This is a genomic window from Vibrio sp. 10N.222.48.A3 (assembly GCF_041475345.1).
Lineage (GTDB): Bacteria > Pseudomonadota > Gammaproteobacteria > Enterobacterales > Vibrionaceae > Vibrio > Vibrio tasmaniensis_A.
In genome coordinates, this window is the sequence record NZ_JBFRVX010000395.1 from 1 (window position 1) to 22,669 (window position 22,669).

A 22,669-nucleotide genomic window follows, 5' to 3' on the forward strand; every position below is an offset into this window, starting at 1 on the left:
GCCCTGTAGGTAGCATCACTTCAACCGGTGTGCTGCCATAGTTCACACCATTGATAGAAACCTTGTCATTATATTGATTTGAACGAACCACCAAGTTAACCCAAGCAACTTCTTTCTGCTGATCATCGGCTTGCAGATCGCTCTGATCGAAACAGTTTGAGGATTGAATGCCAAGTAAGCGGCAAGGAGTGTTCTTATCTGGACGAGTTTCTAAATTCGCAGCAACCACTGCTCGGTAACGGTTATCTTCGGAGAAGCCAGATGATTTCACGCTGTGTTGTAGAACGTGAATATTCAAAGATGCAGACGCTAGGTGTTCTTTTACTATTTTTGATTCTGTCGCGTTGGATACAAGGCTATTTTGAAATTGTTTTACTGCTTTTTGAAGTGTCAAAGCCACCGTTTGGTCTGAACATTGAGCTAACGTCATGTCGCTGCTACAGCGGTTGGTAAAGCTAACAGTATGTTCTTGTGTTTGAGTGACCTCGCTTCTTAATCTCTCAGCTCTTGCTCTTAGTTTGTCTTGATTCAAATGGGCGATAGACATTTCTACAGCCGATTTTTCGGCTTTGATGGCCTCTAGTTCCATCACTAAGCTTTGAAGCTTTTGCTCTGAATCCGAAATCGTAAGCTTGTGCTCTTTTACCGATTTCCAGGCATCTTGAAAGCGGTTTTGAGCTGGTGAGATATCGAAATCTGGCTCATCAATCATGCGAGTGTAATCTTGCTCTAGGCTAGTTTTCGCCGTTGCGAGTTTTTGCTCTGATTGAGCTAATAACTTGGCTTGACGTGCCATTTGCTCTGCTTGGTTGTCGACTTGATTTTGTTTGTCCGCCATCTTCTTCTCGATAGCCGTTAAACTGGCATGTTCTTCGAAAAGAGAGCTTTCAATGTCGATGACTGATGACGTGATTGCTGGAGATGTCGCTTCAGCGAAAACAGCAGGCGTCATTAAGCATGGAGCAAGTGCAAATAATAGAGTAGGAAAACCTTGGCGCATGTTGGGCTACTTCAGTCGTAATTTAGGTTAATTGAATATTCTAACGAAAACGCCATTTCGTTTGAAGCTACTTTCTATAACTACAAACAAGATGGCGAGTATTCATTCAGCTTTGTGAAATAGGCACGGCTATTTATATCAGGCTTAGCTTTATATATTTAGATTTCATTTTCTTTACTAGGAAGGAGTTTCACCCAAATAGTATCGCTGCCGTTGATAGTCACTGTGCGGTTGTATGATTCGTAACCTTCTTTTGAAATGGTTACTTGGTGACGACCGCTCGGTAGCGAAACCTCTAGGGGTGTGCTGCCGTATTTAATGCCGTTGATAGTGACTGAGTCATTGTACTGATCAGAACGTACCATCACGTTTGCCCACTGCTTGTCGCTCTTCTTTGTAACCTTAACGTCGCTGTCCGTTAAACAGTAGCGAGTTGAAACGTTCAATAAGTTACATGCTGCAATCGCTTCTGGTTTTGCTTGAAGTTGAGCTTGCATCTGCACAAAGTAAGAGTTGTTTCCAGAGAAACCGCTCTTGATTGCTTGGCTGTCTTGAACATGAATGTTCAATTGAACACCTTGTAAGTTTTGCTTCGCTAGCGTGCTTTCTGTGAGCTGTTCAAGTAATTTGCTCTTGAAGTTTTGTACTGCTTTCTGCTTCGTCAGGTGTTTACCTTGAGCAATACACTCACCCAGTGTCATTGTTGATGAACATGTGGTGGTGTAGCTCGTTTCAAGAACGGCACTTTCACGAAGTTCTGTTGCAATACGTTTAACGCGAGCTTCAACTTTTGATTCTTTCAAGTTAGCCAGCTCATTATTCAAACGAGCTTGCTTTTGCTTAATTTGAGAAAGGTAAATTTCGTTCTCATTCATCGCTTGCTGATTATCTAGCTGAGACGATTGATTCTCTTTAACCGCAGCCCAAGCATCTTGGTATCCTTTCTGAAAAGAAACCAGATCCGTTTCTGGATCGTCAAGTAAGCGACTGTATTGTTTGTCGAGTACAGATTTAGCTCGGTTACGTTTTGCCTTTAACTCTTCACCTTCACGTAACAACTTACTGTTCTGGTTTTGTAGTTGTTTTAAGGTCTCAGTTGCCGATACTTTGGTCGCTGAAATACGCTCAATATCTGAGTTTTTCTCTGTTAGCTTTGCATCGATAGCTGAAACGGGATCGACTTGATTCAGTTCTTCAGCTGATAACGATGCAGATACCCAAAGTGGGGATAGCGCAAGTAAAAGCGCTGAAATTCGAAAGTTAGTCATAGGTCCCTGCAACTTGTATATTTAAAATTGGCTCGTTAATAAAGTGTCTACTTCCTAGTTGTCAGTCACTAGTTATTAGCAATTAACACAGTACCCGTCTTTATACCGTTTTATTGCCCTCCAATCTACTCAAAAGCTAAGTTTCGGTACTTCGGATACACTTTTTACATATTTACACCGAAATAATTGAGCTATATAAGAAAATATTGTCGTTATGGTGTAGTCATTTGGTTTCCATTTGTGACTTGCTTTGACTTTTGGTGCTCAGATTTATTTGCTCTTGGAACAAGCAAGAGTGGCCTAAAGATTGGAAGGTTGACTTTACAAAGCCCGTAGTTTGGGCTCACTTGATCATACTTCCGGAGACATGATCACGTGGTTATCAATAATGATCTTTCTTTGAAGAAGAGAAAACATCTCTCATGATCATTTACAAATTCATCTTCTGCAGATTTCAGAGTATTATTCTTACTATGTCGACCTGAGTATTTTGATGTTATGCCTAAACCGTTACCCTTTCCGAACTTTGACTTGTCCCCGCTAAGCCTTACTGGCCCTCGCCCTGCGGAGATCATTACTTTGCCTTCGCATATGGATTGTCACGATCACCATTATTCGCAGGTAGTCATTGGTTTAAAAGGTCAGGCGGAATTTGAAGTGAGCGGTAAAGGTAATCTTGTCGGTCCAGGGCAAGGCTGTGTAGTCACGGCTCGCTCTGATCATGCTTTCGGTGGAGTGGTTGGTCAGTCGGATATTCTCGTACTCAACATGCCTATGCCAACCGATGATGACCCTCTGATGCTAGAGAAGATTAACCAGTTAGAATCATCCAACGTCTACTTCCAATTAGATGCGCAAATTCAAAAGCTTATCCATATGTTGGTGCAAGAGATGCAGGCCAGTCCTGATGATCTGTTGTTGAGTCGAGCTTGTAATGACACGGTGATTGCGTTGATGCAAAGACACATCTCGGCATTTGAAACCTCGATTAAAGATTCGCGTTTCGATCTTGAGTCGTTGGATCGCTACATCGAACAACACTTGGCTAATAAGATCTCAGTCGCGCAGCTTGCAGGCAGTGTGTTCTTGGGCGAAAGCCAATTCCACATGCTATTCAAAGATCAAATGGGCATTACCCCTCACCAATATGTTTTAGGAAAGCGTATCGACCGCTCTCGACACCTTATTGAACAAGGTAATTTAAGCCTTGGACAGGTTGCAGAACTGGCTGGTTTTTCCGGTCAATCCTCCTTTACTCACACCTTTTCTCGCCTTCAAGGCATGTCACCATCTCAATACAAAAAGCAAACTTCTGTTAAATAGTGAAACAAAACGGCATATTATATTAAAGTTTCATATGTGACCTTGTGTTTGTTTTGTTAATAAAGCGAGTTTTTAGCAAAAAACTCGGAGTTTTTGACAAGTAATCCTTATATACTCTAAATACACTGCAGCCATTGTAGAGATCCCGGGCTAATTCCGGGTGTGAGATTAAGGAAAACGCATGTTTACAGCTACTGATGTGTTAAAGCCAGAATTCAACGAGCAGTCGCTTGCTGATCTATGGTCGCTTATCTCACCATTATATATGGTGGATGAAACCCAATGGCTAGAGCAACTTCTGCCGCTAGCTACCCCTTCTGAGTCAGAAAAGCAGCAGATCACAGACAAAACGACATCATTGATCGAAGCTATCCGTGCGGATAAGACTTCTATCCAGATGATCGATGCATTGTTGCTTGAATACAGCTTAGATACTCAAGAGGGCATCTTGCTAATGTGTCTGGCGGAAGCCTTGATGCGTATTCCTGATTCAGCAACCGCTGATGCGCTGATTCGTGACAAATTAAGCGTTGCGGATTGGAAGTCTCACCTAAAGAATTCAGACTCAGTATTTGTTAACGCATCCACTTGGGGATTAATGCTAACAGGTAAGGTGGTTGGACTTTCATCTAAAGAGCAGAGTGCGGGTCAAGCCGTTAATCGCTTAGTGAACAAGCTTTCTGAGCCGGTGATTCGTAAAGCGATGCACCAAGCAATGAAGGTGATGGGTCACCAATTCGTTCTTGGCCGCAGCATTGCTGAAGCGCAAAAGAACGGTAAGTCTATGCGTGATAAAGGCTTTACCTACTCATACGACATGCTAGGTGAAGCGGCACTGACCACTGCTGACGCAAATAAATACTTCAAAGATTACCTAATGGCGATTGAAGCCGTAGGTCGAGACAACTATGTTTCTCCACAATCGAAGGTCTCTTCAAAATCGAGCCCTGCGCCATCGGTATCGATCAAGCTTTCTGCGCTTCACCCACGTTATGAAGTGGCGAACGAAGACCGCGTACTGACTGAACTTTGCGACACGCTAGAGCAGCTATTGCGCCGTGCAGTAGAGCTCGATGTTGCGATTACGATTGATGCGGAAGAAGCGGATCGCCTAGAGCTTTCTCTTAAATTATTCGAAAAACTGTACCGTACTGATCTTGTAAAAGGTTGGGGTAAATTTGGTCTGGTTATTCAAGCCTACTCAAAGCGTGCACTACCGGTTCTAGTATGGCTAAACCGCCTAGCGAAAGAGCAGGGTGATTTGATCCCGCTTCGCTTGGTGAAAGGCGCGTACTGGGACAGCGAAATCAAATGGTCGCAACAAGCTGGCTTTACTGATTACCCAGTTTACACTCGTAAAGAAGCTACTGACGTAGCTTACCTTGCTTGTGCGCGTTACCTATTGAGCCCAAGTGTTCGAGGCAATATCTTCCCGCAGTTTGCGAGCCACAATGCTCATACGGTTTCTGCTATTGCCGTCATGACCGACCATAAAGACTTTGAATTCCAACGCTTACACGGCATGGGTGATTCTCTGTACAACCATGCGATGGAAGCTTACCAACAGTCGGTACGTATATACGCACCGGTTGGCAGCCATAAAGATCTACTGCCATACCTAGTACGTCGCTTGCTAGAAAATGGTGCAAACAGCTCGTTTGTCCACCGCCTAGTTGATGCGCGTTGCCCTGTGGCAGAGCTGACTCAACATCCTGTCGATATGCTTCTGGCATTCGATACATTGCACAACACTAAGATTCCTCTGCCTCCAGCGGTATTCCCTGAGCGTAAGAACTCTTACGGTGTGAACATTGATATTGAAAGCGAAGCGCATCAATTTGAAGAGAAAGTAAAAAGCTTCTTAAACAACCAATGGACTGCGGGCCCTGTGATCAACGGTGAATCTCTTGCCGAAAGCATGATCAAGGCTGATCAGAACGTTGAGCAAGTGACGGCACCTTATGATCGTCGTATTCATGTGGGTCAGGTGGCTTTTGCTAACCTTGATCATGTTTCCGCAGCGATCACTGGCGCAGACGCAGCATTCGCTGATTGGAACGCAACTTCGGTTGAAACCAAAGCGGCTGCACTTGATAAGTTGGCTGACCTGATGGAAGACAACCTCGCTGAGCTGGTGGCGATTTGTCATCAAGAAGCGGGTAAGACAATTCACGATAGTGTTGATGAAGTACGTGAAGCAGTCGATTTCTGTCGTTACTACGCAAAACAAGCTGACAATCTACAAGGTTTCGAACTAAAAGGTTTTGATGGCCAAACACGAATCGCTTCTCGACAAGGTCGTGGTGTGTTCGTTTGTATCAGCCCTTGGAACTTCCCTCTAGCTATCTTCCTTGGCCAAATTACTGCAGCACTAGTGGCGGGTAATACGGTTGTGGCTAAGCCTGCCGAGCAAACAAGCTTGATTGCTGCTCGTGCGGTTGAACTGATGAATGAAGCGGGCTTCCCTGCTGGCACGATTCAGCTACTACTGGGTCGCGGTGCTGAGATCGGCAGTGCGCTCACCAGTCATGATGCGATTGCGGGCGTTGCCTTTACTGGTTCTACACCAACGGCACAGCGTATCAATGTGTCATTAGCCACTCGTAATGCTAAGCCAGTTCCGTTTATTGCGGAAACAGGCGGCCAGAATGCGATGATCGTCGACAGTACTGCACTGCCTGAACAGGTAGTTCGTGATGTGATTCGTTCAGCATTCGCTTCAGCAGGTCAGCGTTGTTCTGCACTACGTGTGCTTTACATCCAAGAAGACATTGCAGACCGCGTGGTTGGATTGATTCACGGTGCAATGGACGAGCTGAGTGTTGGCATTCCACACCTTCATAAAACCGATGTTGGCCCTGTTATCGACCAAAACGCAAAACAGAAGCTAATGGCGCACTTAGAAAACATGACCAATACCCAGAAGAAGGTGGCTCAACTTTCTCTAGGTAGTGATTGTGAACATGGTGATTTTGTTCCACCAAGTGCTTTTGAAATTGATGACATCAACTGCTTGAAAGAAGAACAGTTTGGCCCAGTGCTACACATTGTTCGCTTCAAAGCGAGTGAGCTAGCGCAAGTGGTAGACCAAATCAACCAAACGGGCTTTGGCTTAACCATGGGTATCCACAGCCGTAACGAGACAACTTACCGTTGGATCGAAAAACACGTTCGTGTGGGTAACTGCTACATCAACCGTGACCAAGTGGGCGCCGTTGTTGGTGTTCAACCATTTGGTGGTCAAGGCTTGTCAGGTACTGGCCCTAAAGCGGGTGGTCCTCACTACCTATATCGCTTTACTGATATTCATTTCTCTCAATCACAAGACAAGGCATAAGGAGCATTATCATGGTTCATCAAGTGACAGGTTTTTCTGATGCTTTGCTAGCGTGGGAACAATGGAATCTTACCGATTTTGATTACAAGAGTGCTCAGGTACTTGCGCTTAAATCAGAGATCGAAAGTCAATCTGCGCCTTTGGCGATGGTGGCGACTTATCATCTAGAGCAAGCGTCTGCACTGCTTTCTGAACATCACCTAATGGCAGGTCCTACGGGCGAAACCAATGAGCTATATGCCGCAGGTCGCGGTGTGGCTTTGGTGATTGTTGATGATTGCGAAGTGAAAGTGCCAGCGCTGCAAACTGCAATGGCTTTGATTACTGCCGCGCTATTGGCAGGTAACAGCGTTCAATTGTGCAGTGATGATGTGCAGTTCAATACGTTAGTTGCAGACGCAGCTAAGTCGGCGAACTTGCCAACTAACTTGGTGCAAGTTGCCTCGTATGACGCTGCTCAACAGTTGTTGTCTTGCGATGTACGTAGCGTGGGTTACGTAGGTAACTCGCAAACGGCACAAGCTATCAATTTACAGCTTGCTAAGCGTGACGGTGCAATCGTCGGTTTAGTAGCTGAAACGGATCTGGTGACAATGAATGTTGCTAATGATCCACACCTATCGCTGCGCTTCATTACCGAGCGTACGCGAACTATAAATATAACAGCCGTGGGCGGTAACGCGACCTTGCTCGAACTTGGAAGTGAAGCTCACTAACCTTCAGTAAAATTGGCTCTAAGTACTTTTGGTTTTTTCCATTGTTGGGTTTTCTCCATCTTTGGATTTAATTCATAGTGCCTTGGAGCCTCAATACCTAACTCAATGCACTCGCTTGCCTTACGGTGAGTGTCTTGCATTGAATTAGGCATGGAAGGCTTTCTACAAAATGAGGACTATCAAATGATAGAAAACAGTTTTGCAATAACGACGACGTTCATTGCGTATCTAATTATGATGCTAGCGATCGGTGTTATTGCTTACAAACGTACATCTAACTCAACAGACTACTTCCTAGGTGGTCGTTCGTTAGGCCCATGGCCTGCTGCACTTTCTGCTGGTGCATCAGACATGAGTGGTTGGTTGCTACTTGGCCTGCCTGGTTACGCTTACGCTGCTGGCTTTGAAGCATTTTGGCTTGCTGGTGGTCTACTTGTTGGTACTTGGGCAAACTGGTTAATCAGTGCAAAACGTCTACGTACTTACAGCATTACGACTGAATCACTGACGCTGCCTGAGTTCCTATCTCGTCGTTTCAATGATAATTCTAAGCTGATCCAAACAATTTCTGCTTTCTTTATCCTTTTATTCTTCCTTTTCTACACAAGTTCAGGCTTGGTAGCAGGTGGTAAATTGTTTGAAACGGTATTCGGCCTTGATTACACAACAGCGGTAATTATCGGTACAGTCTGTGTAGTTTCGTACACTCTGTTTGGTGGTTTCCTAGCGGTATCTTGGACTGACTTGGTTCAAGGTCTACTCATGTCTGCAGCGCTATTGATTGTACCAATCGCGGCAATGAACGGTGGCCTAGGTCAGCTTTCTAGCGACCTACACAACATCAACCCAGAGCTGCTAACGCTATGGAATGATGCGAAGGGTGAGCCACTGTCTGCTATTGCGATCATCTCACTAGCGGCATGGGGTTTGGGTTACTTCGGTCAACCACACATCCTTGCGCGTTTCAAAGCAACACGTAGTAATAAAGACCTAACAACAGCGCGCCGCATTGCCGTTATCTGGACTGCACTGTCTATGATTGGTGCAATGCTTGTGGGTCTTGTTGGTCTAATCTATGTGACGAACTCTGGCGCACCTAAGCTAGACGATGGCGAGAAGATCTTCATGCTTCTTGTGAACGCGATGTTCCACCCAGTAATCGCCGGCATCCTACTTGCTGCCATTCTAGCGGCAATCATGAGTACTGCGGATTCACAACTTCTTGTTTCTTCATCTGCAATGGCAGAAGACCTGTATAAGCAAGTTTTGAAGAAAGACGCAACGTCAGAAGAGATTGTTCGTGTCGGCCGTTTCGCGGTTATTCTAATTTCTCTTGTTGCTCTTGTTCTGGCGATGACACCAGACAGCTCAGTACTTGGCCTTGTATCTTACGCATGGGCTGGTTTTGGTGCTGCATTCGGTCCTGCAATCGTATTAAGCCTATACTGGTCTCGTATGAACCGTAACGGCGCTCTAGCGGGTATCGTGGTTGGTGGTGTTACGATTGTACTTTGGAAGCAGTTCACGGGCGGTTGGTTCGATGTTTACGAAATCGTACCGGGAATCATCCTATCGACGCTTTCTATCGTTATTGTGAGCCTAATGACTGGCGAGCCAGAAGACGAAGTGAAAAAGCAACACGCTGAGTTCAAGAAGAACCTAGTTGAGCTAGACTAATTTACATTGTAAAACATATGTGAATTAGCAAAGAACATTAGCTAAAAAGCAATTGTAAAAAGTAATTGAAAAATAAAAGTAATAGAGTCACTTCGGTGGCTCTATTTTTTTATGTGGGCACTACCTTTGTCTTATAAAAAACCAGTAGGATACAGAAGAAGCACGGCTGTTATGAGGTTTACAATGTAAATCGAAACCAAATGATAGAAGGGAAATAAATAGAAGATAAAGGCTTTTCATAGCGCTTGATGTCAAAAAATAACCGATAAAATGGCTATTTTTTGAACTTGGCGCTCACTTTTGTTATTAGCTCGGTGAATTATTACACTGAATTGGACATCATGTGTCAATTATCAGTAACCACTAAAGACCTATAGGACAAAGGTATGCCTGATCTCTATTGCAAAGGATGTAAAAAAACAACACTACATAAGTCTATAATGAAACGTTGTGAATCTGAGCCTGAGACAACCTCTGGCCGTGTGATGCAATGGACGTCAAAGCTATTTAGTGGAAACCTGTACTACGACATGGAAACTCAACACTTCTGTCGAACGTGTAACTGTCGTTGTGAAACAGGAACTGCAGTTCCCCAAGTTGGTCTGGCTTAGATTGTAGTAAGTGCTTACTAACTTAGATTTAAAAACCTCCCTGATGGAGGTTTTTTCGTTTTTTATGCCGCTTTTAGTGAAGGTTCTGCCTCGACGACATTACCATCAATCTTAACTTCCCAGCCATAGTTTGAGTATTCACTTGCGAGTGCTTGGGCAACATCTTTTGATACCGTTACGTGTGTCCATGAACCGATTCCGTAAGGTTTATATGCGAGTTCTTGCGTTTTCATAATAGAGTCATCCTTTCTCTTTGAGAATTCTATTATTCACTTTGGCCTATATCCTTTCTTTCGTTTCTGGCTCAACTTATTTGTTAATCGGGTCATTTCTATAATAATTTGTTAATAACTGGAGTTTGATTTATAAGGGTTGTTATCGCTCCGTTCGGTTTTATATTTAACGTGAATAGGAATGGTCTATTTAGTTTTCTAAATGTGTGAGCAAGGTTTTCTTCGATTGCTCTTAGTATGGAATATACTGAGCGCAATCTAGAATGTTTAAGGAATATTATGTCTCAGCATCAACTCGATCGTATCGATAAAGAGATACTAAGAATTCTGCATATGAAAGGCCGTTTGCCCGTTGTTGAACTAGCGAAACAGGTCAACCTAACAACTTCACCTTGCTCTGATAGGTTGAAGCGATTGGAAAAAGTGGGCTACATCACAGGCTATCATGCTGAGCTTTGTTCAGAAAAGTTGGGGCTCGATGTCCAAGTGTTTATCCATATTCGCCTCGATCAAACCAGTTTTTCAATTTTTGATAAATTTGCACAAGCGGTTGAAACGATGCCTGAGGTCGAAGAGTGCTATTCGCTGTCGGGGGATTTTGACACCATGATCAAGGTTCGAGTAAAAGACATGAAGGCGTACCAAGCGTTTATGGCAACGAAATTGGGTACCCTGCCAGGTGTGATTCAGACACGCAGCGAAGTGGTGATTGAAGAACACAAGAAGGGCTTTGGTGTTAACCCTGAGCTGTTGGCCACCATAAAATAGTGACCTGCTTTCGCCTTACCAAGGTTATTTACATATAAAAAATGGAAGCCAATAAGCTTCCATTTTTTGTTGAACGTCAGATAAAGAGCAATCGGATAAACTTCTCCGTCTTACAGCGTAATTGCGGCAGAGATTAAACCAATCACACCGCCGAATACCCCACCCCAAACGACCAACCAACCAAGGTGTTTTTTGATCATGGTCTGAACCATCTCTTTAACCAGTTTTGGTGTCAGTTCATTCAAGCGCTGATCGATGATCGCTTCAATGTTCTCTTTGATTTCATCCATCATCGCAGGTGATTCAAGTTCATCCTTGATGGCATTTTTTACCGAATCACTCTTGCTGATTTCGATCACAGACTCTTGCATCTTCTCCACGAATGGCGCTTTCATTGGCTGTAGTGCTTCAGTGCCGCCAACCATCGCTAGCATGCCACCAAACTGTGAGTTTTCGATAACATGCACCAGCGATTCGAATGCAGGGTTAAAGTCGATCTTCTTAATCACAGGCTCTAGGTTGAGTGACTTTCCTGTCATCTCACTACTCAGAAAACGGTCGATGTTACTTTCGGTAAAGAACTGTTCCATCATCAGTTGTTTGATGGCTGCCTTGAACTCTTCAAAGCGCGCTGGAATAACGCCAGAACCATATAGGCCGGGTACTTTCTCGAACAACATGTGAATCGCAAGCCAGTTGGTGATGGCACCAGAAAATGCGAATAAACCTGCATAAAGCAAGTATTGGTTTGCTGTCGCATAGCCGCCAGCAAGCAGTGCTAACGCAATAACGTTAGTTAAGACACTTTTGTTCATGGTTGATCTCTAAAAAGAATACTGCGCGCATTTTAAGAAAAAAACGCCAAGAAAAAAACAAAAGGATCGATGAAGTTTATAGAACCAATGAAAACAGATGAGAAAGGGGCAGAGAATAACAGGCATAAAAAAGGCTAGCCTCCCCCCGAAGTCTAGCCTTATTCCAGAACGCGCAAGCGAAGCGTCATTGCTGTTAATGTCATTATATGATTACGACATAACATTCTGCCATGTGTAATTTACCGCCAATTAACATTTTGGTGTGAATTACGCCGCACTTTTAAAATGGAATATAAATTAAGCGCTCGTTGTCTGTTCAAGATCATCACCAATAAAGCCACCAGTCTGGTGATTCCACAATTGAGCATAGATGCCATTTTGTGTAATCAGCTCTTGGTGCGTGCCTTCTTCGACGATATTACCTTGGTCGAGTACGATCAAACGGTCCATTGCTGCAATCGTCGATAAACGGTGTGCAATCGCGATAACGGTTTTGCCTTCCATTAGTTCAATCAAGCTCTCTTGAATCGCTGCTTCTACCTCAGAATCGAGAGCAGATGTTGCTTCATCTAGAACCAACAGCGGAGCATTTTTCAGAAGAACACGTGAGATAGCGACACGTTGACGCTGCCCACCAGAAAGCTTAACGCCACGTTCACCTACTTGAGCATCGTAGCCAACGTTACCAAACGGGTCAGTTAGCGTTTCGATAAACTCATGAGCGTGTGCCTGTTTAGTCGCCGCGTATACCTCTTCGTCTGATGCCTCTGGTCGACCGTAAAGAATGTTGTCTTTGATCGAACGGTGCAGCAGTGAGGTATCTTGAGTCACCATACCTATGTTGCTACGCAGAGAATCTTGAGTAACGCTCGAGATCTCTTGGTCATCAATCAGGATGCGACCACTTTCTACATCGTGGAAACGCAGCAGTAAGTTAACTAGGGTCGATTTACCTGCACCTGAACGGCCAACCAAGCCGACTTTTTCACCCGGTTTGATGTTTAGGTTTAGGTTGTTAATCACCCCCTTATTCTCACCGTAGTTAAAGCTCACGTTGTCGAAGTTGATACCGCCTTGTGGAACGTCCAAAGGCTTTGCGTCTTTCTTGTCTTCGATAGCAATGGGCTTAGACAGTGTTTTAATACCATCAATTACAGTACCTAGGTTTTCAAACAGACCGCCGATTTCCCACATGATCCATTTCGACATACCGTTAATACGCAGAGCCAAGCTGACTGCAATCGCAATCGCACCGACCGTGATTGCGTTATCTAACCATAGGTAAATAGAGATACCGGCAATGCTGAATACCAATAGATAGTTAGCAAATTCAACGCAGATGTTGAAGCCTGTAACCAAGCGCATTTGGCGATGGACTGTGTCTAGGAAGCCTTCCATCCCTTCTTCTGCGTACTCGGTTTCTCTTTTACTATGAGAGAAAAGTTTGACCGTAGCGATGTTGGTGTAGCTATCAACAATGCGTCCTGTCATCAGTGAGCGAGCATCCGCCTGTTCTGAAGACACGTCTTTCAGCTTTGGTACGAAGTGCAGTTGGATACCGACGTAAATGAACAACCAAATCAACATTGGAGCCATTAAGCGCCAATCCGATTCAGCGAGCATGAACAGCATCGCTGTAAAGTAAACCGTCACGTAAACAAACACATCGACCATTTTGGTCACGGTTTCACGTACCGCGAGCGATGTTTGCATGACTTTGGTGGCAACACGCCCGGCAAAGTCATCTTGATAGAACGACAAACTTTGCTTCAAAAGGTAGCGGTGCGCTAACCAACGAATCGACATTGGATAGTTGCCCAGCAAAGTTTGGTGAAGCAATAGCGAATAAACACTGATCAAGATTGGCATCACGACCAACAGCAGAACGCCGAGCCCCATCAGTGTCGACTCGTTGTCTGCTAAGAAAGTGTCCGGGTTGCTGGTTGATAGCCAGTCAACCAGTTGTCCCATGTAACCGAACAGCGCAACTTCGATGATCGCGATGGTCATGCTCATCAATCCGAGCAAGATCAACGGCTTTTCAAAACCTCGTGTGTAATGGCGGCAGAATGCCAGTATTCCAGTAGGAGGTTGTATCGGCTCTCCCTTTGGAAAGGCTTCAGTAAAGCCTTCAAATTTCTTGTACATAGTTTTCCCTTTATAAGCTACTGCATCTTTGATGCTAGAGCATCGTGATGTGCAGCTTTGTTTTTATAGTCTTGATTTGAATTTTTCAGTTTTAGTTTGAAATTATATAAGTGCCAACGCGTTCTTATAAGTATTAAGCCATTCGATAGATTTTTGTTTAGTTCTTATGTAAGTACTTGGTTTAAGCGACACAGAACACCTCCAAAGAGTGTCTTTCATGAAGCTAATTTTAGATTGAATTAGACAGGAAAAGTTAAGCTTATTTCAAACGTAATTGATGGTTATGCAACGGTGATAATCCTAACGTTAAATGGATTAAATTGTAATCAAAACTCGTGTGGAGTTGAAAAATGAAATGAGAATATTTATCCAGTAAATTCTTTAACGAATATGCATACAGTTGGTTCTTTCTGATGTGCTGTTATCTTGCAGTAAAAATTACCGACTAATCTAAAATTCGCAGTAATTACTTGGGATAAATATTCAAATCATTGTGATTTTCAGTGAATTTTGTCGTAACAAGTTGTTTACAATTCTGAGGTAAATAAAAGATAGGGACGGTTAAAATGTTAAACCTACACAAAAAATCACTGCATATTACTAATGTTCAAAACGCAAATTGCGTTGTTATGGTGCCGCCAAAAGAATTTAAATTTAACGAAGAAACAGCCCGTGATAACGAGTTTCAGCACAGAGTCGATCTGACTGAAGCTGAGGTAAAGTTAGAAACGATGGCCGAGTTTAAGGCTATGGTGGTTTCGCTACGTAAAGAAGGTGTGCAAGTTGTAGAGTTTGATTATCCGGAACTGGGTGTTGAAACCCCTGACGCAGTGTTCCCAAACAACTGGTTCAGTACTTGTAGTGATGGAAGCCTATTCACTTTCCCTATGGCGTGTGAAAACCGTCAAAATGAAGTTAAGCCGAATGCACTTATTGAAGCGTTGGAAGCGTCTGGTCGCATTGTTAATCACAGTGAGTCTATGGAGTCGTACGTTGCTCAAGGTTCTTATCTAGAGAGCACAGGCGTGATGGTGATCGACCATATCAACAAGACCATTTATGCTGCGCTTTCACAACGTTGTGACCGCGAAGTATTGGAAGATTACGCGAAGCGCATTGGCTATTCTCGCGTGGTCTCGTTCCAAACGGCATTACCGTCTGGTCAACCGATTTACCATACCAATGTGATGATGGCGATTGGCGATAATTTCTGCGTGATCTGTGATGAAGTGATCCCAGAGTTTGAGCGCCGCTTTGTTGTGAAGTCTCTTGCCAAAGACAAGCAAGTTATCTCTATCTCAATCGATCAGATGAATCGTTTTTGTGGCAACATCCTTCAGCTTGAAACTGTGAATGGCGACAAGGTGATCGCGATGTCTCAATCGGCTTATGATGCGTTTTCTCCAGCTCAGTTAGCTCAGCTTTCGACACACGGTAAGCTACTACCATTTAACGTGAAAACGATCGAAGACATCGGCGGTGGTTCGGTGCGATGCATGTTGGGCGAGGTGTTCTTACCAACCCGAGTGAATCGTCTGTAGCAAGTATAGAAAGTATAGCAAGCGCTCATTTCCAGCAATGGATCTTCGAATACCACTCTTATCGCAGAGTGGTATTTTTGTTTTTATCTATCACAAATAAGAGAACAAGAGCTCGATACAGGAGTCAACGCGCAAAGCTACTGAAAAAAGCTATGAAGCGTCCTTAAAAGCTCTGTGTTCAATGAACTGAGCCGACAGTGTTACGACTTCCTTAGAGTAGACCAGCGCTGTGTGGTTGAGTTTGAGGGCGTAAGTATCAGTGGCTCCTCTCAGGTTGGCGTCTTCGAGTGTTACTGTGCCATCCCCAGGATTTCTTCCCAATACAATGCGTCCTACGCCAGCGTCGTAGGTGCCAGTAATTACGCCAATCGGCACATCAATATCGTAGTCACCCAAGCCATCGCTTAAAATCATTTTGCTCGAACCAAATATAAATCCAAGCCCATGATTAGACAGTGTTTTGGCGATGGTTGCCCCATTGTGCGGAGTGCCTGCTGTAATAATGCAGGTGTCGGCGAAGTGTGGTTGGTAGAATTTAAAGTAATGACGAATCAGCAAGCCACCCAGTGAGTGACCGAAAAAATAGACCTCATCATACTCATTAAAACGAGCATTCACGAAACGATTGAGACGTTTGGCTGCAGAAGGGAAACGCAGCGAGTTGTAGGCAAACTTGTGCGTTGTAAAGCCGCGTTTTTTGAAGTTTCTATCCAGATATTGCATGATCAACGCAGGCATATATAGACCATGAATTAAAACTATATGTTTGTTTTTATTATTCATTTTTGTCCTCCGTCTGATGGTGTCTCCAGTATATTTAGTCGCAAATCTAAACTCAATAAAACTTGCGGCTAATGGGACACAAAAGACAGAGCCTTCGCTATAGAAAGAATGTGCGTTATAGACAAAGAGTGGGTTACTCTGATCTCACTCCTCCATACACATCAATCGTTAACCCAACTTGTTTGGCATAGGTATTCGGTGTTAGGCCTGTTACCTTATTGAAGCTTCACTTTTTGCTTCAGGTTCAACCAAAACCTTTATCACGCCTTTTTGTAAAATCAGGTTGTTGGGGTAGGTGATAATGTTACCCGAACTGTGTCGAAGAATAACGTGGAACATGGTGATATCGATGATCACACCGCTGATGTCTTCGTCTTTCTCCGCGACTCTTACTCTGTCGCCAATGCGATAAGGGAAGACAAAAAATATTAGTACGCTGGCTGTGAGGTTACTTAGAATGGACCATTGCGCGAATAAAGCGACACCCAGCACCGCAAATATGGATGATAAGAACAGCGAAATATCACCAAAACCCAAGTTAAGAACAATCGTAAACACAGCGATGAAGAGTAGAAACAGAACAATATTGAAACACTTAATCACGAACTGCTTTCGCTTCAATTCGACACGCTTATTTTCCGCTAATGTTTCTATCCAGTTCTTACCTAAGCGTTTGATCACCCAATACACAGTGATAAGAAGTAAACCTAAAACTACTTGTCTAAGCCACATATTGGATTGCAAAAACTCAACCATTAAATAAACCTCAATTTTTTCAAAATAATGACCTCTGCCGCTATGACTACGAGCAGCCCAACGCAAAAGAGTGGGAATGCTATTGGGTTATCTGTTCCGGGTATCCCCGCGATATTGACACCCAGTAAACCGGTGAAAAACCCAGCAGGGAGGAAAATACCTGCAATGATAGAAAATAGGTACGTATTTCTATTCATTTTTTCAGCTTGTTGCTGACTTAGGCTCGCTAAAAATACATTAATTTGTTCGATGTAAAACTCAACAGACTCGTTAATTCTCAGGATGGTATCAAGGCTGTTCTTTATATGACTGTTGTGATTACTCAATGGTGCAGGTAGGTCACTCATTAAATCTTCAAAAACGTATTTCTGTGGCTTCAAATAACGCCTTAGTCTGAGTAGCCTTGAATGTAGAGCGTTAATGGATCTTATGTCGATATTGGAGTTAGATTCTAACTCGTCAATTAATAGTTCGACGGGTGCTAGGAAGGTTGAAATACTGTGGTTGATTCCACGGATCATGCCCAACAACACATCAGGCAATGATGTGGGGCCTTGGTTTTGAATGAGATCAGACACCAGATTACTGACCGCTTTTGAAGGAACTTTACGTGTCGATATTAAAGTGCCTTTGTACCATAAGATGCGTAGGCTAAGCATGTCGTCAGGGTTAGCACCTTCGTTTAGATTAATGCCTCGCAGAATCATCAAAAAACAGTCGTGTCCAAACTGTTCGAACCGAGGGCGGGTGTCATCGGTGAGTAATGAATCGATGATGGCATTTGGAACCGTATTACTGTGGAGCCATTCTCTCAAACCGTCAGCATCTCTTTGGCAGTGATACCAAGTTGATTGCTCGAATGAGGCTGGGCTGGTGGTGTGTTCATGTGCCACACCCTCAGAAAATTGCCAGCTTGAAATTATGAAAGCGTCCATTCATTTGTCCTTAATGATATGACATTAACATTGATATTAGGCGCCATTCAGGCACGGTATTGAACTGAGCTAATCTTGGTAAGTTCAATGAGCGATGTGAGTGAGATAAAGTCTAATAAGACAGGTTGGTCTTTGGAGCACGACGGACTCTTCCATTATTGTTTCTATTAAATGTAGCTCATTGTTTCGTCGTTATAAATTAGCACTCTGGCTCCATGTTAGCGACGAAAAAAAGAAAAGACCGAGGTCTTTTCTTTTTAGGGGAAGTTGAGGAGAGCTTATTCAGGCAACTCGAGTTTTCCGATGGTTTACATAAGCAAAAACACTACCGACACGCAGCAAAAATATCTTGGCTCGCTCGGTATTCTTTAGTTTGCACGTCCATCAGGCCAAGCAAGGAGTCGAACAGGTTATCGTGAGAAAAGCTCTGCTCTTTCCCCGCCTTTCTTAAGCAGGTCTCGCTTATCCCTTTCTGCGCAGCAAAACCATCAGACATCCATAGGATCATCGGTACGTGGGTTTGTTCTTTTGGTGCCAGCGAGTAGGGCATGCCGTGAAGATACACGCCATTCTCCCCTAAAGACTCTCCGTGATCCGAGATATACATCAGTGCGACATTGTACTTGTCGGTCAGTTTCTCCAGTTTCCGAATCGCCTGTGAGAGAAAGAAATCCGTGTACAAGATGGTGTTGTCGTAGGTGTTAACCACTTGCTCTTTGGTGCAGTTTTCAATGTCTGCACGAGCGCAGTCAGGCGTAAATTTCTTATGTTCTTCTGGATAACGCTCAAAGTACGTTGGGCCGTGAGACCCCGAAATATGATAGAAAATGATGCTATCTTGTTTAAGATCTTGAGTATCTTGTTCGAAGTTCTCTAGCATGGCTGTGTCATAGCACACATCTTTATTACACAGCGGGTCGCTGTCTTTGGCGACGAGCGTCATCTCTTTGATTCGATGTGCGACCGCCTTGTCTCCCCCATCATGCTCTCGCCAGATAGAGTGAATGCCCGCGCGGTTCATCATGTCGACCACGTTATCTTGGTTGTAGGCTTTGTCGCGATCGTAGTTGCTGCGATTCATGTTCGAGAACATACATGGCACAGAAACCGCGGTGGCTGTTCCGCACGACTGAACATCAGAGAAAAATATCGGGTTGTAAGGCTTGGTATGAGCGTTGGTTTCTCTCTCATAGCCATGATATTGGTAGTTGTACACGCGTGCGGTTTCACCAAGAACAAACACTAATAATGTTGGTTTGGTTGCCGCTTTGGCTTGTGCTGTTTGCTTCGCATCTAATCCTAACTCTTGATAAGGGATGGGCTGTTTTATGTAAGTGTTATTGATATATTTAACCGTTGATGACACATACTCGGTCGGGATGATCATCTTTTTGATGTGCGAATGATTACGACCAATCGATACGTAATCTTTGTAGAAAAGCCCGGCAATAATGGCAATGACGATCAAGGAAGAGAGCAGCCCAATCGATTTCCAGACAAAGAAATCTTTCCAAGATTCTTTTTCAAGTTTGGTGAACAACAGGATGAACGATGGAATACCGCCCATGGCAAGTAACCATAAGATGGAGTGGGTACTTACATAGCTTGCTGCTTCACCACTATTGGTCTCAAACACATTCTCTATCATCCCGTAGTCGACGAATATGCCGTAATTGAACATGCTGTAGCTGACTAAGGTTGAGGTGATCAGTAATAAGATGAAAAACGGCTTGGAGAATATCGGCCAATTAAAGACTTGGAAGATAAAATTGAAGGCAGCAAGGAAGAAGAACGGGATGGATATAAGAAACGCGACACTTTCAGACTTTGATACCTGAACAATACTAAACAGTTCTAGGGAGAGAGGGATGTTGATGATAAGCAGATAATACACAGCCAACACAAAGGGCAGTTTGTTTATCGACATGTTTAAGCTTGGTAGATTCATAGGTCTTTTTTCCTGCGTATCTTATCTCTTTATTTTAGTCTCCCTATCAAGAAAGCTCTAATATCAACGCATAAAGATCGAGAAGTGATGGTGAGTGATAACCGGCTAAAGTGAAATGACTCGATAGGGTGTATAGATACAAAAATTCACTTTACTGTGCTGCCTTATCATAGGGCAGAGTAGCAAAGTGAATTTGAGTTATTTACTTACAACGTGGCCGTGAGGAGCACATTAGAAGTTGTATGAACCACCGAAGCTAACACTGTTGAACGCTAGTGTGTGGTCATCGTTTTTGAGAGAACCCTGATAGGAATAGTCATCAACACTCACCGCGTCAGCTTGTGAAATAAGGCGAAGTGTTAAGTGTTCAATCGGCGTGTATTCAACACCTACGCCAAAGTGGAAGCCAGTACCGCTGTCGTCCCCATAGTTTGCCGCTTGATTCGCGTGAAGGTCAACAGAGCTTAAACCAGCCAACACGAATGGACGAATAGTGTTGTCAAACGTATAACCGATATTCGCTGATGCAGAAATAGAGGTTGGCGAGAGTTTTTCTGCGCCATTTTTGTAATCTGCATAATCGTTGTAGCCAAGCTCTACGCCAACAATACGGTTGAATTGGTAACCACCGTATAGGTTATAACCCATACCATCTGAATCTAAATTACCGTGACCATCTGTATCGGAGTCTTGATAGACACTAAGTCCACCACCTACATACGCGCCACCATTTGTGCTTGCTGCAAAAGTTGGAAGTGAAACTAAACCGATTAAGCCGAGTGCTAATACTGATTTTTTCATGATAATACCTTGTTTACTCATCCTGTGATGTAAGTCACGGTATCGCTGACGAATGATTTATAAAACCCTCACAAATGAAACCTATTTTTTCATTGATAAAGTGACTATCTGTAGTCCTTGATTTATCAAGAGGTAAGGTCATATTTGTTGGTTATATTCTTTATAAATAAAATTCACATATTGACAAAAGGTTAAATTTGCTAAATAAAACGATGTTTTTTAAGGTTGAAGTGAGGTCGGGTTTATCTAACTAATGGAAAATAAAACATAACAAACATTGTATTTATTCTATTGTAGTATTTGTTGCGGTGTTTGTTGAAAGCAAAGCAGTACGCTGATTCTAATCATGACAAGGAGAGTTGGATGTTAAACCGAGCAAACACAGGTTTGGTGGTTGTGGACTTGGATGAGGCTTTGAGTGGGATGAGATATTGCATGTTTGCATTTTAGGAGGAATAAACGGGGAGATGTTAGCACCAGCCCCCGTATTTACAGTCAATATGACGGTATTCTATGCTCAGTCCTTGAGCACCAGCGAAAGTATTGAATGTCAGGTAGAAGCTTCCAAGACCAAACTTTTGGTGTCGTCAGTTGGTTCGTGGACAAATAACGACGAGTTAAGCTTTGCAGTAAACGCGTGCTTCTCGTGGTGTATAAATACCAAAAGTCACGGCTGCTAGTAAACCATTCACGAATGTCTCTTGAACTTCAACTTTAGCAACGTTGTCGATACCGTTACATACTTTAGCTGCATCAATTTGCTTTTTCTGCGCTAGACCGTTGATGAAAAAGTGGTGTGACTTTTCAGTTGTTGGTGTTGTTGCTTCGCTCTCTTGAGGGGCCATTACGAAAGTTTGTTGAGCGCAACCTGTTGCTACTAGCGATAGTGCCGCGATGATCAGTAGTTTTTTCATGTGTTTCTCCAGAGATAAAATTCAGCTCACGTCAGTAAGGGTGAACGAGTGTTGTATGGTTTGAAGGGGATATGTGGTCCCCTCCAGCTGATGTTGAACATTATTCCAGAGATGATTGGTCGTTACTGTATGAGTTTGTCAGTCGAATCGTTACACAGTGGAAAGGCTATAGTGAATACGGCGCCCTTTAAAGTATTGCTTTGTGCGACTTGTACTGTTGCACCGTGTTGAACACAGATCTTCTTGACGATAGAAAGCCCTAGACCATGGCCACTCTTGGCTTTGTTACGCGCTTTATCTCCAACATAAAAAGGTTCGAATAGGCGAGAACGGTGCTCTTTTGCTACGCCGTCACCGTCGTCATGCACGGCGATTTGTAGCATATCGTGGTGCACGCTTGCTTCTATCGAAATTTGTGAACGTGCGAATTTCATCGCGTTACGTACTAGGTTATCTAACGCGCGATTGAGCAGCGTATCATCTGCTAATATCAAATGAGGTTGTTCTGGTAGTGATAGATCAATGTTAAACTCAGTCTCTTTGTTCCAACGGCTCATTGCATGATCGAGAAAGTCTCTTATCTCTAATGGCTGTTGCAAGTTCTCTAGATCACAACTGTCGAGTTTTGCGTAATATAGTAACTCATCGACCATTTTTTCCATCTCTTCTGTGTCTTCAACAATGCTCTCGATAGTATCTTGCTGCCCCTCGTTGAGTGGCGTGTCTTTGAGCATTTCAGCCTGCCATTGAATTCTAAATATCGGAGTTCGCAGTTCATGAGCTACCGCATTGGTAAGTGAACGATTACTCTCGATTAAGCTATGGATTCGGTCGGCCATCAGATTAAAGGATTTATTCAGAGTTCCAATTGCACTGCCGCCTGATGTTTCAGCTCGCGAAGAGAGGTCGCCTTCAGAGAAGCGTAATGTGGCATTTTCAAGCTTCTTAACTCTGCGGAAAATAATCAACAGATGACCCAGGCCATATACGATGAAGCTCGCGATAAAGAATACCCAAATGAGGTCATCTTCGAGCTCTATTTTTTGTCGAACGAGCGTGTCGTCGTTGGGCAGGTAATGATAGATGTTTTTACTG

Annotated in this window: 20 protein-coding genes and 1 pseudogene; 7 read left to right on the forward strand and 14 right to left on the reverse strand. The window is 43.6% G+C overall.

Going from position 1 to position 22,669, the window contains the following annotated elements; translation table 11 throughout:
* Together AB4653_RS12255 and AB4653_RS12260 are read right to left on the reverse strand one after the other, a co-directional pair.
* Positions 1-1,000: PEGA domain-containing protein (locus AB4653_RS12255; protein WP_372104273.1), on the reverse strand; the 1,000-nt coding region annotated here is incomplete at its 3' end.
* Positions 1,001-1,158: 158 nt separating this feature from the next.
* A complete protein-coding gene (locus tag AB4653_RS12260) occupies positions 1,159-2,268 on the reverse strand; it encodes a PEGA domain-containing protein (RefSeq protein WP_009846003.1) in 1,110 nt (369 codons plus the stop codon).
* A 498-nt stretch (positions 2,269-2,766) separates the two neighbouring features.
* On the opposite strand from AB4653_RS12260, the gene AB4653_RS12265 reads away from it, so the two are divergent.
* The 3 genes from AB4653_RS12265 (at position 2,767) to AB4653_RS12275 (ending at position 7,644) form a co-directional block, all read left to right on the forward strand.
* Entirely contained in the window at positions 2,767-3,591 is an 825-nt protein-coding gene (locus AB4653_RS12265; protein ID WP_102257703.1) for an AraC family transcriptional regulator, read from the forward strand.
* 181 nt (positions 3,592-3,772) lie between these two features.
* Positions 3,773-6,928 (forward strand): bifunctional proline dehydrogenase/L-glutamate gamma-semialdehyde dehydrogenase PutA, encoded by a 3,156-nt coding sequence (putA, locus tag AB4653_RS12270; RefSeq protein WP_009846001.1) that lies wholly within the window; start codon positions 3,773-3,775, stop codon positions 6,926-6,928.
* A gap of 11 nt (positions 6,929-6,939) precedes the next feature.
* The gene (locus AB4653_RS12275; protein WP_009846000.1) at positions 6,940-7,644 is read left to right on the forward strand and encodes a 1-pyrroline-5-carboxylate dehydrogenase; all 705 of its coding nucleotides are present in this window, start codon (positions 6,940-6,942) and stop codon (positions 7,642-7,644) included.
* On the opposite strand, the gene AB4653_RS12280 is transcribed toward AB4653_RS12275, so the two are convergent.
* A complete protein-coding gene (locus tag AB4653_RS12280; protein WP_009845999.1) occupies positions 7,641-7,796 on the reverse strand; it encodes a hypothetical protein in 156 nt (51 codons plus the stop codon). The two genes, AB4653_RS12275 and AB4653_RS12280, sit on opposite strands and share 4 nt — an antisense overlap.
* A 34-nt stretch (positions 7,797-7,830) precedes the next feature.
* Between AB4653_RS12280 and putP the strand changes: the two genes are divergently transcribed.
* On the forward strand, positions 7,831-9,321 hold the full coding sequence (gene putP, locus AB4653_RS12285; RefSeq protein WP_029222791.1) for a sodium/proline symporter PutP: 1,491 nt from the start codon (positions 7,831-7,833) through the stop codon (positions 9,319-9,321).
* A gap of 440 nt (positions 9,322-9,761) precedes the next feature.
* Entirely contained in the window at positions 9,762-9,932 is a 171-nt protein-coding gene (locus tag AB4653_RS12290; protein WP_372071041.1) for a hypothetical protein, read from the forward strand.
* A gap of 62 nt (positions 9,933-9,994) precedes the next feature.
* On the opposite strand, the gene AB4653_RS12295 is transcribed toward AB4653_RS12290, so the two are convergent.
* Positions 9,995-10,165 carry a hypothetical protein gene (locus AB4653_RS12295; RefSeq protein ID WP_009845996.1) on the reverse strand — a complete coding sequence of 57 codons (171 nt, stop codon included), beginning with the start codon at positions 10,163-10,165 and terminating at the stop codon, positions 9,995-9,997.
* A gap of 279 nt (positions 10,166-10,444) precedes the next feature.
* Here AB4653_RS12295 and AB4653_RS12300 point away from each other — a divergent pair, with 279 nt between their 5' ends.
* Entirely contained in the window at positions 10,445-10,933 is a 489-nt protein-coding gene (locus AB4653_RS12300) for an Lrp/AsnC family transcriptional regulator (RefSeq protein WP_009845995.1), read from the forward strand.
* Positions 10,934-11,043: 110 nt separating this feature from the next.
* Here the strand turns inward: AB4653_RS12300 and AB4653_RS12305 are convergent, their stop codons facing one another.
* Positions 11,044-11,748 carry a DUF445 family protein gene (locus AB4653_RS12305; RefSeq protein WP_009845994.1) on the reverse strand — a complete coding sequence of 235 codons (705 nt, stop codon included), beginning with the start codon at positions 11,746-11,748 and terminating at the stop codon, positions 11,044-11,046.
* Positions 11,749-12,045: 297 nt separating this feature from the next.
* Positions 12,046-13,896, reverse strand: a complete 1,851-nt coding sequence (locus AB4653_RS12310; RefSeq protein WP_009845993.1) for an ABC transporter ATP-binding protein — start codon at positions 13,894-13,896, stop codon at positions 12,046-12,048.
* Positions 13,897-14,462: 566 nt separating this feature from the next.
* On the opposite strand from AB4653_RS12310, the gene AB4653_RS12315 reads away from it, so the two are divergent.
* Positions 14,463-15,437, forward strand: a complete 975-nt coding sequence (locus AB4653_RS12315) for an arginine deiminase-related protein (protein WP_009845992.1) — start codon at positions 14,463-14,465, stop codon at positions 15,435-15,437.
* Positions 15,438-15,587: 150 nt separating this feature from the next.
* Here AB4653_RS12315 and AB4653_RS12320 read toward each other — a convergent pair whose 3' ends face one another.
* The 8 genes and pseudogenes from AB4653_RS12320 to AB4653_RS12355 all read right to left on the reverse strand — a co-directional run.
* Positions 15,588-16,220, reverse strand: a complete 633-nt coding sequence (locus AB4653_RS12320; protein ID WP_009845991.1) for a triacylglycerol lipase — start codon at positions 16,218-16,220, stop codon at positions 15,588-15,590.
* A 133-nt stretch (positions 16,221-16,353) separates the two neighbouring features.
* A pseudogene (locus AB4653_RS12325) lies at positions 16,354-16,437 on the reverse strand (AraC family transcriptional regulator); the annotation flags it as partial.
* Positions 16,431-16,976, reverse strand: coding sequence for a mechanosensitive ion channel family protein (locus AB4653_RS12330; RefSeq protein ID WP_009845990.1), 546 nt, complete (start codon positions 16,974-16,976; stop codon positions 16,431-16,433). The gene AB4653_RS12330 and the pseudogene AB4653_RS12325, both read right to left, overlap by 7 nt.
* Entirely contained in the window at positions 16,976-17,911 is a 936-nt protein-coding gene (locus AB4653_RS12335; protein ID WP_009845989.1) for a CorA family divalent cation transporter, read from the reverse strand. Before AB4653_RS12335 ends, AB4653_RS12330 begins: the two co-directional genes overlap by 1 nt.
* 325 nt (positions 17,912-18,236) lie before the next feature.
* Positions 18,237-19,859, reverse strand: a complete 1,623-nt coding sequence (locus tag AB4653_RS12340; RefSeq protein WP_009845988.1) for a phosphoethanolamine transferase — start codon at positions 19,857-19,859, stop codon at positions 18,237-18,239.
* A 231-nt stretch (positions 19,860-20,090) separates the two neighbouring features.
* Positions 20,091-20,660 (reverse strand): porin family protein, encoded by a 570-nt coding sequence (locus AB4653_RS12345; RefSeq protein ID WP_372071036.1) that lies wholly within the window; start codon positions 20,658-20,660, stop codon positions 20,091-20,093.
* A 617-nt stretch (positions 20,661-21,277) separates the two neighbouring features.
* Entirely contained in the window at positions 21,278-21,574 is a 297-nt protein-coding gene (locus AB4653_RS12350; protein ID WP_009845986.1) for a Bor family protein, read from the reverse strand.
* Between the two features lie 122 nt (positions 21,575-21,696).
* A partial coding sequence (locus AB4653_RS12355; RefSeq protein WP_372104277.1) for an ATP-binding protein occupies positions 21,697-22,669 on the reverse strand: 973 nt, incomplete at its 5' end.

Excerpts from the sequence above, each read along its gene's own strand:
- AB4653_RS12260 (WP_009846003.1), bottom strand. The coding sequence starts at position 2,268 with ATGACTAACTTTCGAATTTCAGCGCTTTTACTTGCGCTATCCCCACTT.
- AB4653_RS12265 (WP_102257703.1), top strand. The coding sequence starts at position 2,767 with ATGCCTAAACCGTTACCCTTTCCGAACTTTGACTTGTCCCCGCTAAGC.
- putA (WP_009846001.1), top strand. The coding sequence starts at position 3,773 with ATGTTTACAGCTACTGATGTGTTAAAGCCAGAATTCAACGAGCAGTCG.
- AB4653_RS12275 (WP_009846000.1), top strand. The coding sequence starts at position 6,940 with ATGGTTCATCAAGTGACAGGTTTTTCTGATGCTTTGCTAGCGTGGGAA.
- AB4653_RS12280 (WP_009845999.1), bottom strand. The coding sequence starts at position 7,796 with ATGCCTAATTCAATGCAAGACACTCACCGTAAGGCAAGCGAGTGCATT.
- AB4653_RS12290 (WP_372071041.1), top strand. The coding sequence starts at position 9,762 with ATGAAACGTTGTGAATCTGAGCCTGAGACAACCTCTGGCCGTGTGATG.
- AB4653_RS12295 (WP_009845996.1), bottom strand. The coding sequence starts at position 10,165 with ATGAAAACGCAAGAACTCGCATATAAACCTTACGGAATCGGTTCATGG.
- AB4653_RS12300 (WP_009845995.1), top strand. The coding sequence starts at position 10,445 with ATGTCTCAGCATCAACTCGATCGTATCGATAAAGAGATACTAAGAATT.
- AB4653_RS12305 (WP_009845994.1), bottom strand. The coding sequence starts at position 11,748 with ATGAACAAAAGTGTCTTAACTAACGTTATTGCGTTAGCACTGCTTGCT.
- AB4653_RS12310 (WP_009845993.1), bottom strand. The coding sequence starts at position 13,896 with ATGTACAAGAAATTTGAAGGCTTTACTGAAGCCTTTCCAAAGGGAGAG.
- AB4653_RS12315 (WP_009845992.1), top strand. The coding sequence starts at position 14,463 with ATGTTAAACCTACACAAAAAATCACTGCATATTACTAATGTTCAAAAC.
- AB4653_RS12320 (WP_009845991.1), bottom strand. The coding sequence starts at position 16,220 with ATGAATAATAAAAACAAACATATAGTTTTAATTCATGGTCTATATATG.
- AB4653_RS12330 (WP_009845990.1), bottom strand. The coding sequence starts at position 16,976 with ATGGTTGAGTTTTTGCAATCCAATATGTGGCTTAGACAAGTAGTTTTA.
- AB4653_RS12335 (WP_009845989.1), bottom strand. The coding sequence starts at position 17,911 with ATGGACGCTTTCATAATTTCAAGCTGGCAATTTTCTGAGGGTGTGGCA.
- AB4653_RS12340 (WP_009845988.1), bottom strand. The coding sequence starts at position 19,859 with ATGAATCTACCAAGCTTAAACATGTCGATAAACAAACTGCCCTTTGTG.
- AB4653_RS12345 (WP_372071036.1), bottom strand. The coding sequence starts at position 20,660 with ATGAAAAAATCAGTATTAGCACTCGGCTTAATCGGTTTAGTTTCACTT.
- AB4653_RS12350 (WP_009845986.1), bottom strand. The coding sequence starts at position 21,574 with ATGAAAAAACTACTGATCATCGCGGCACTATCGCTAGTAGCAACAGGT.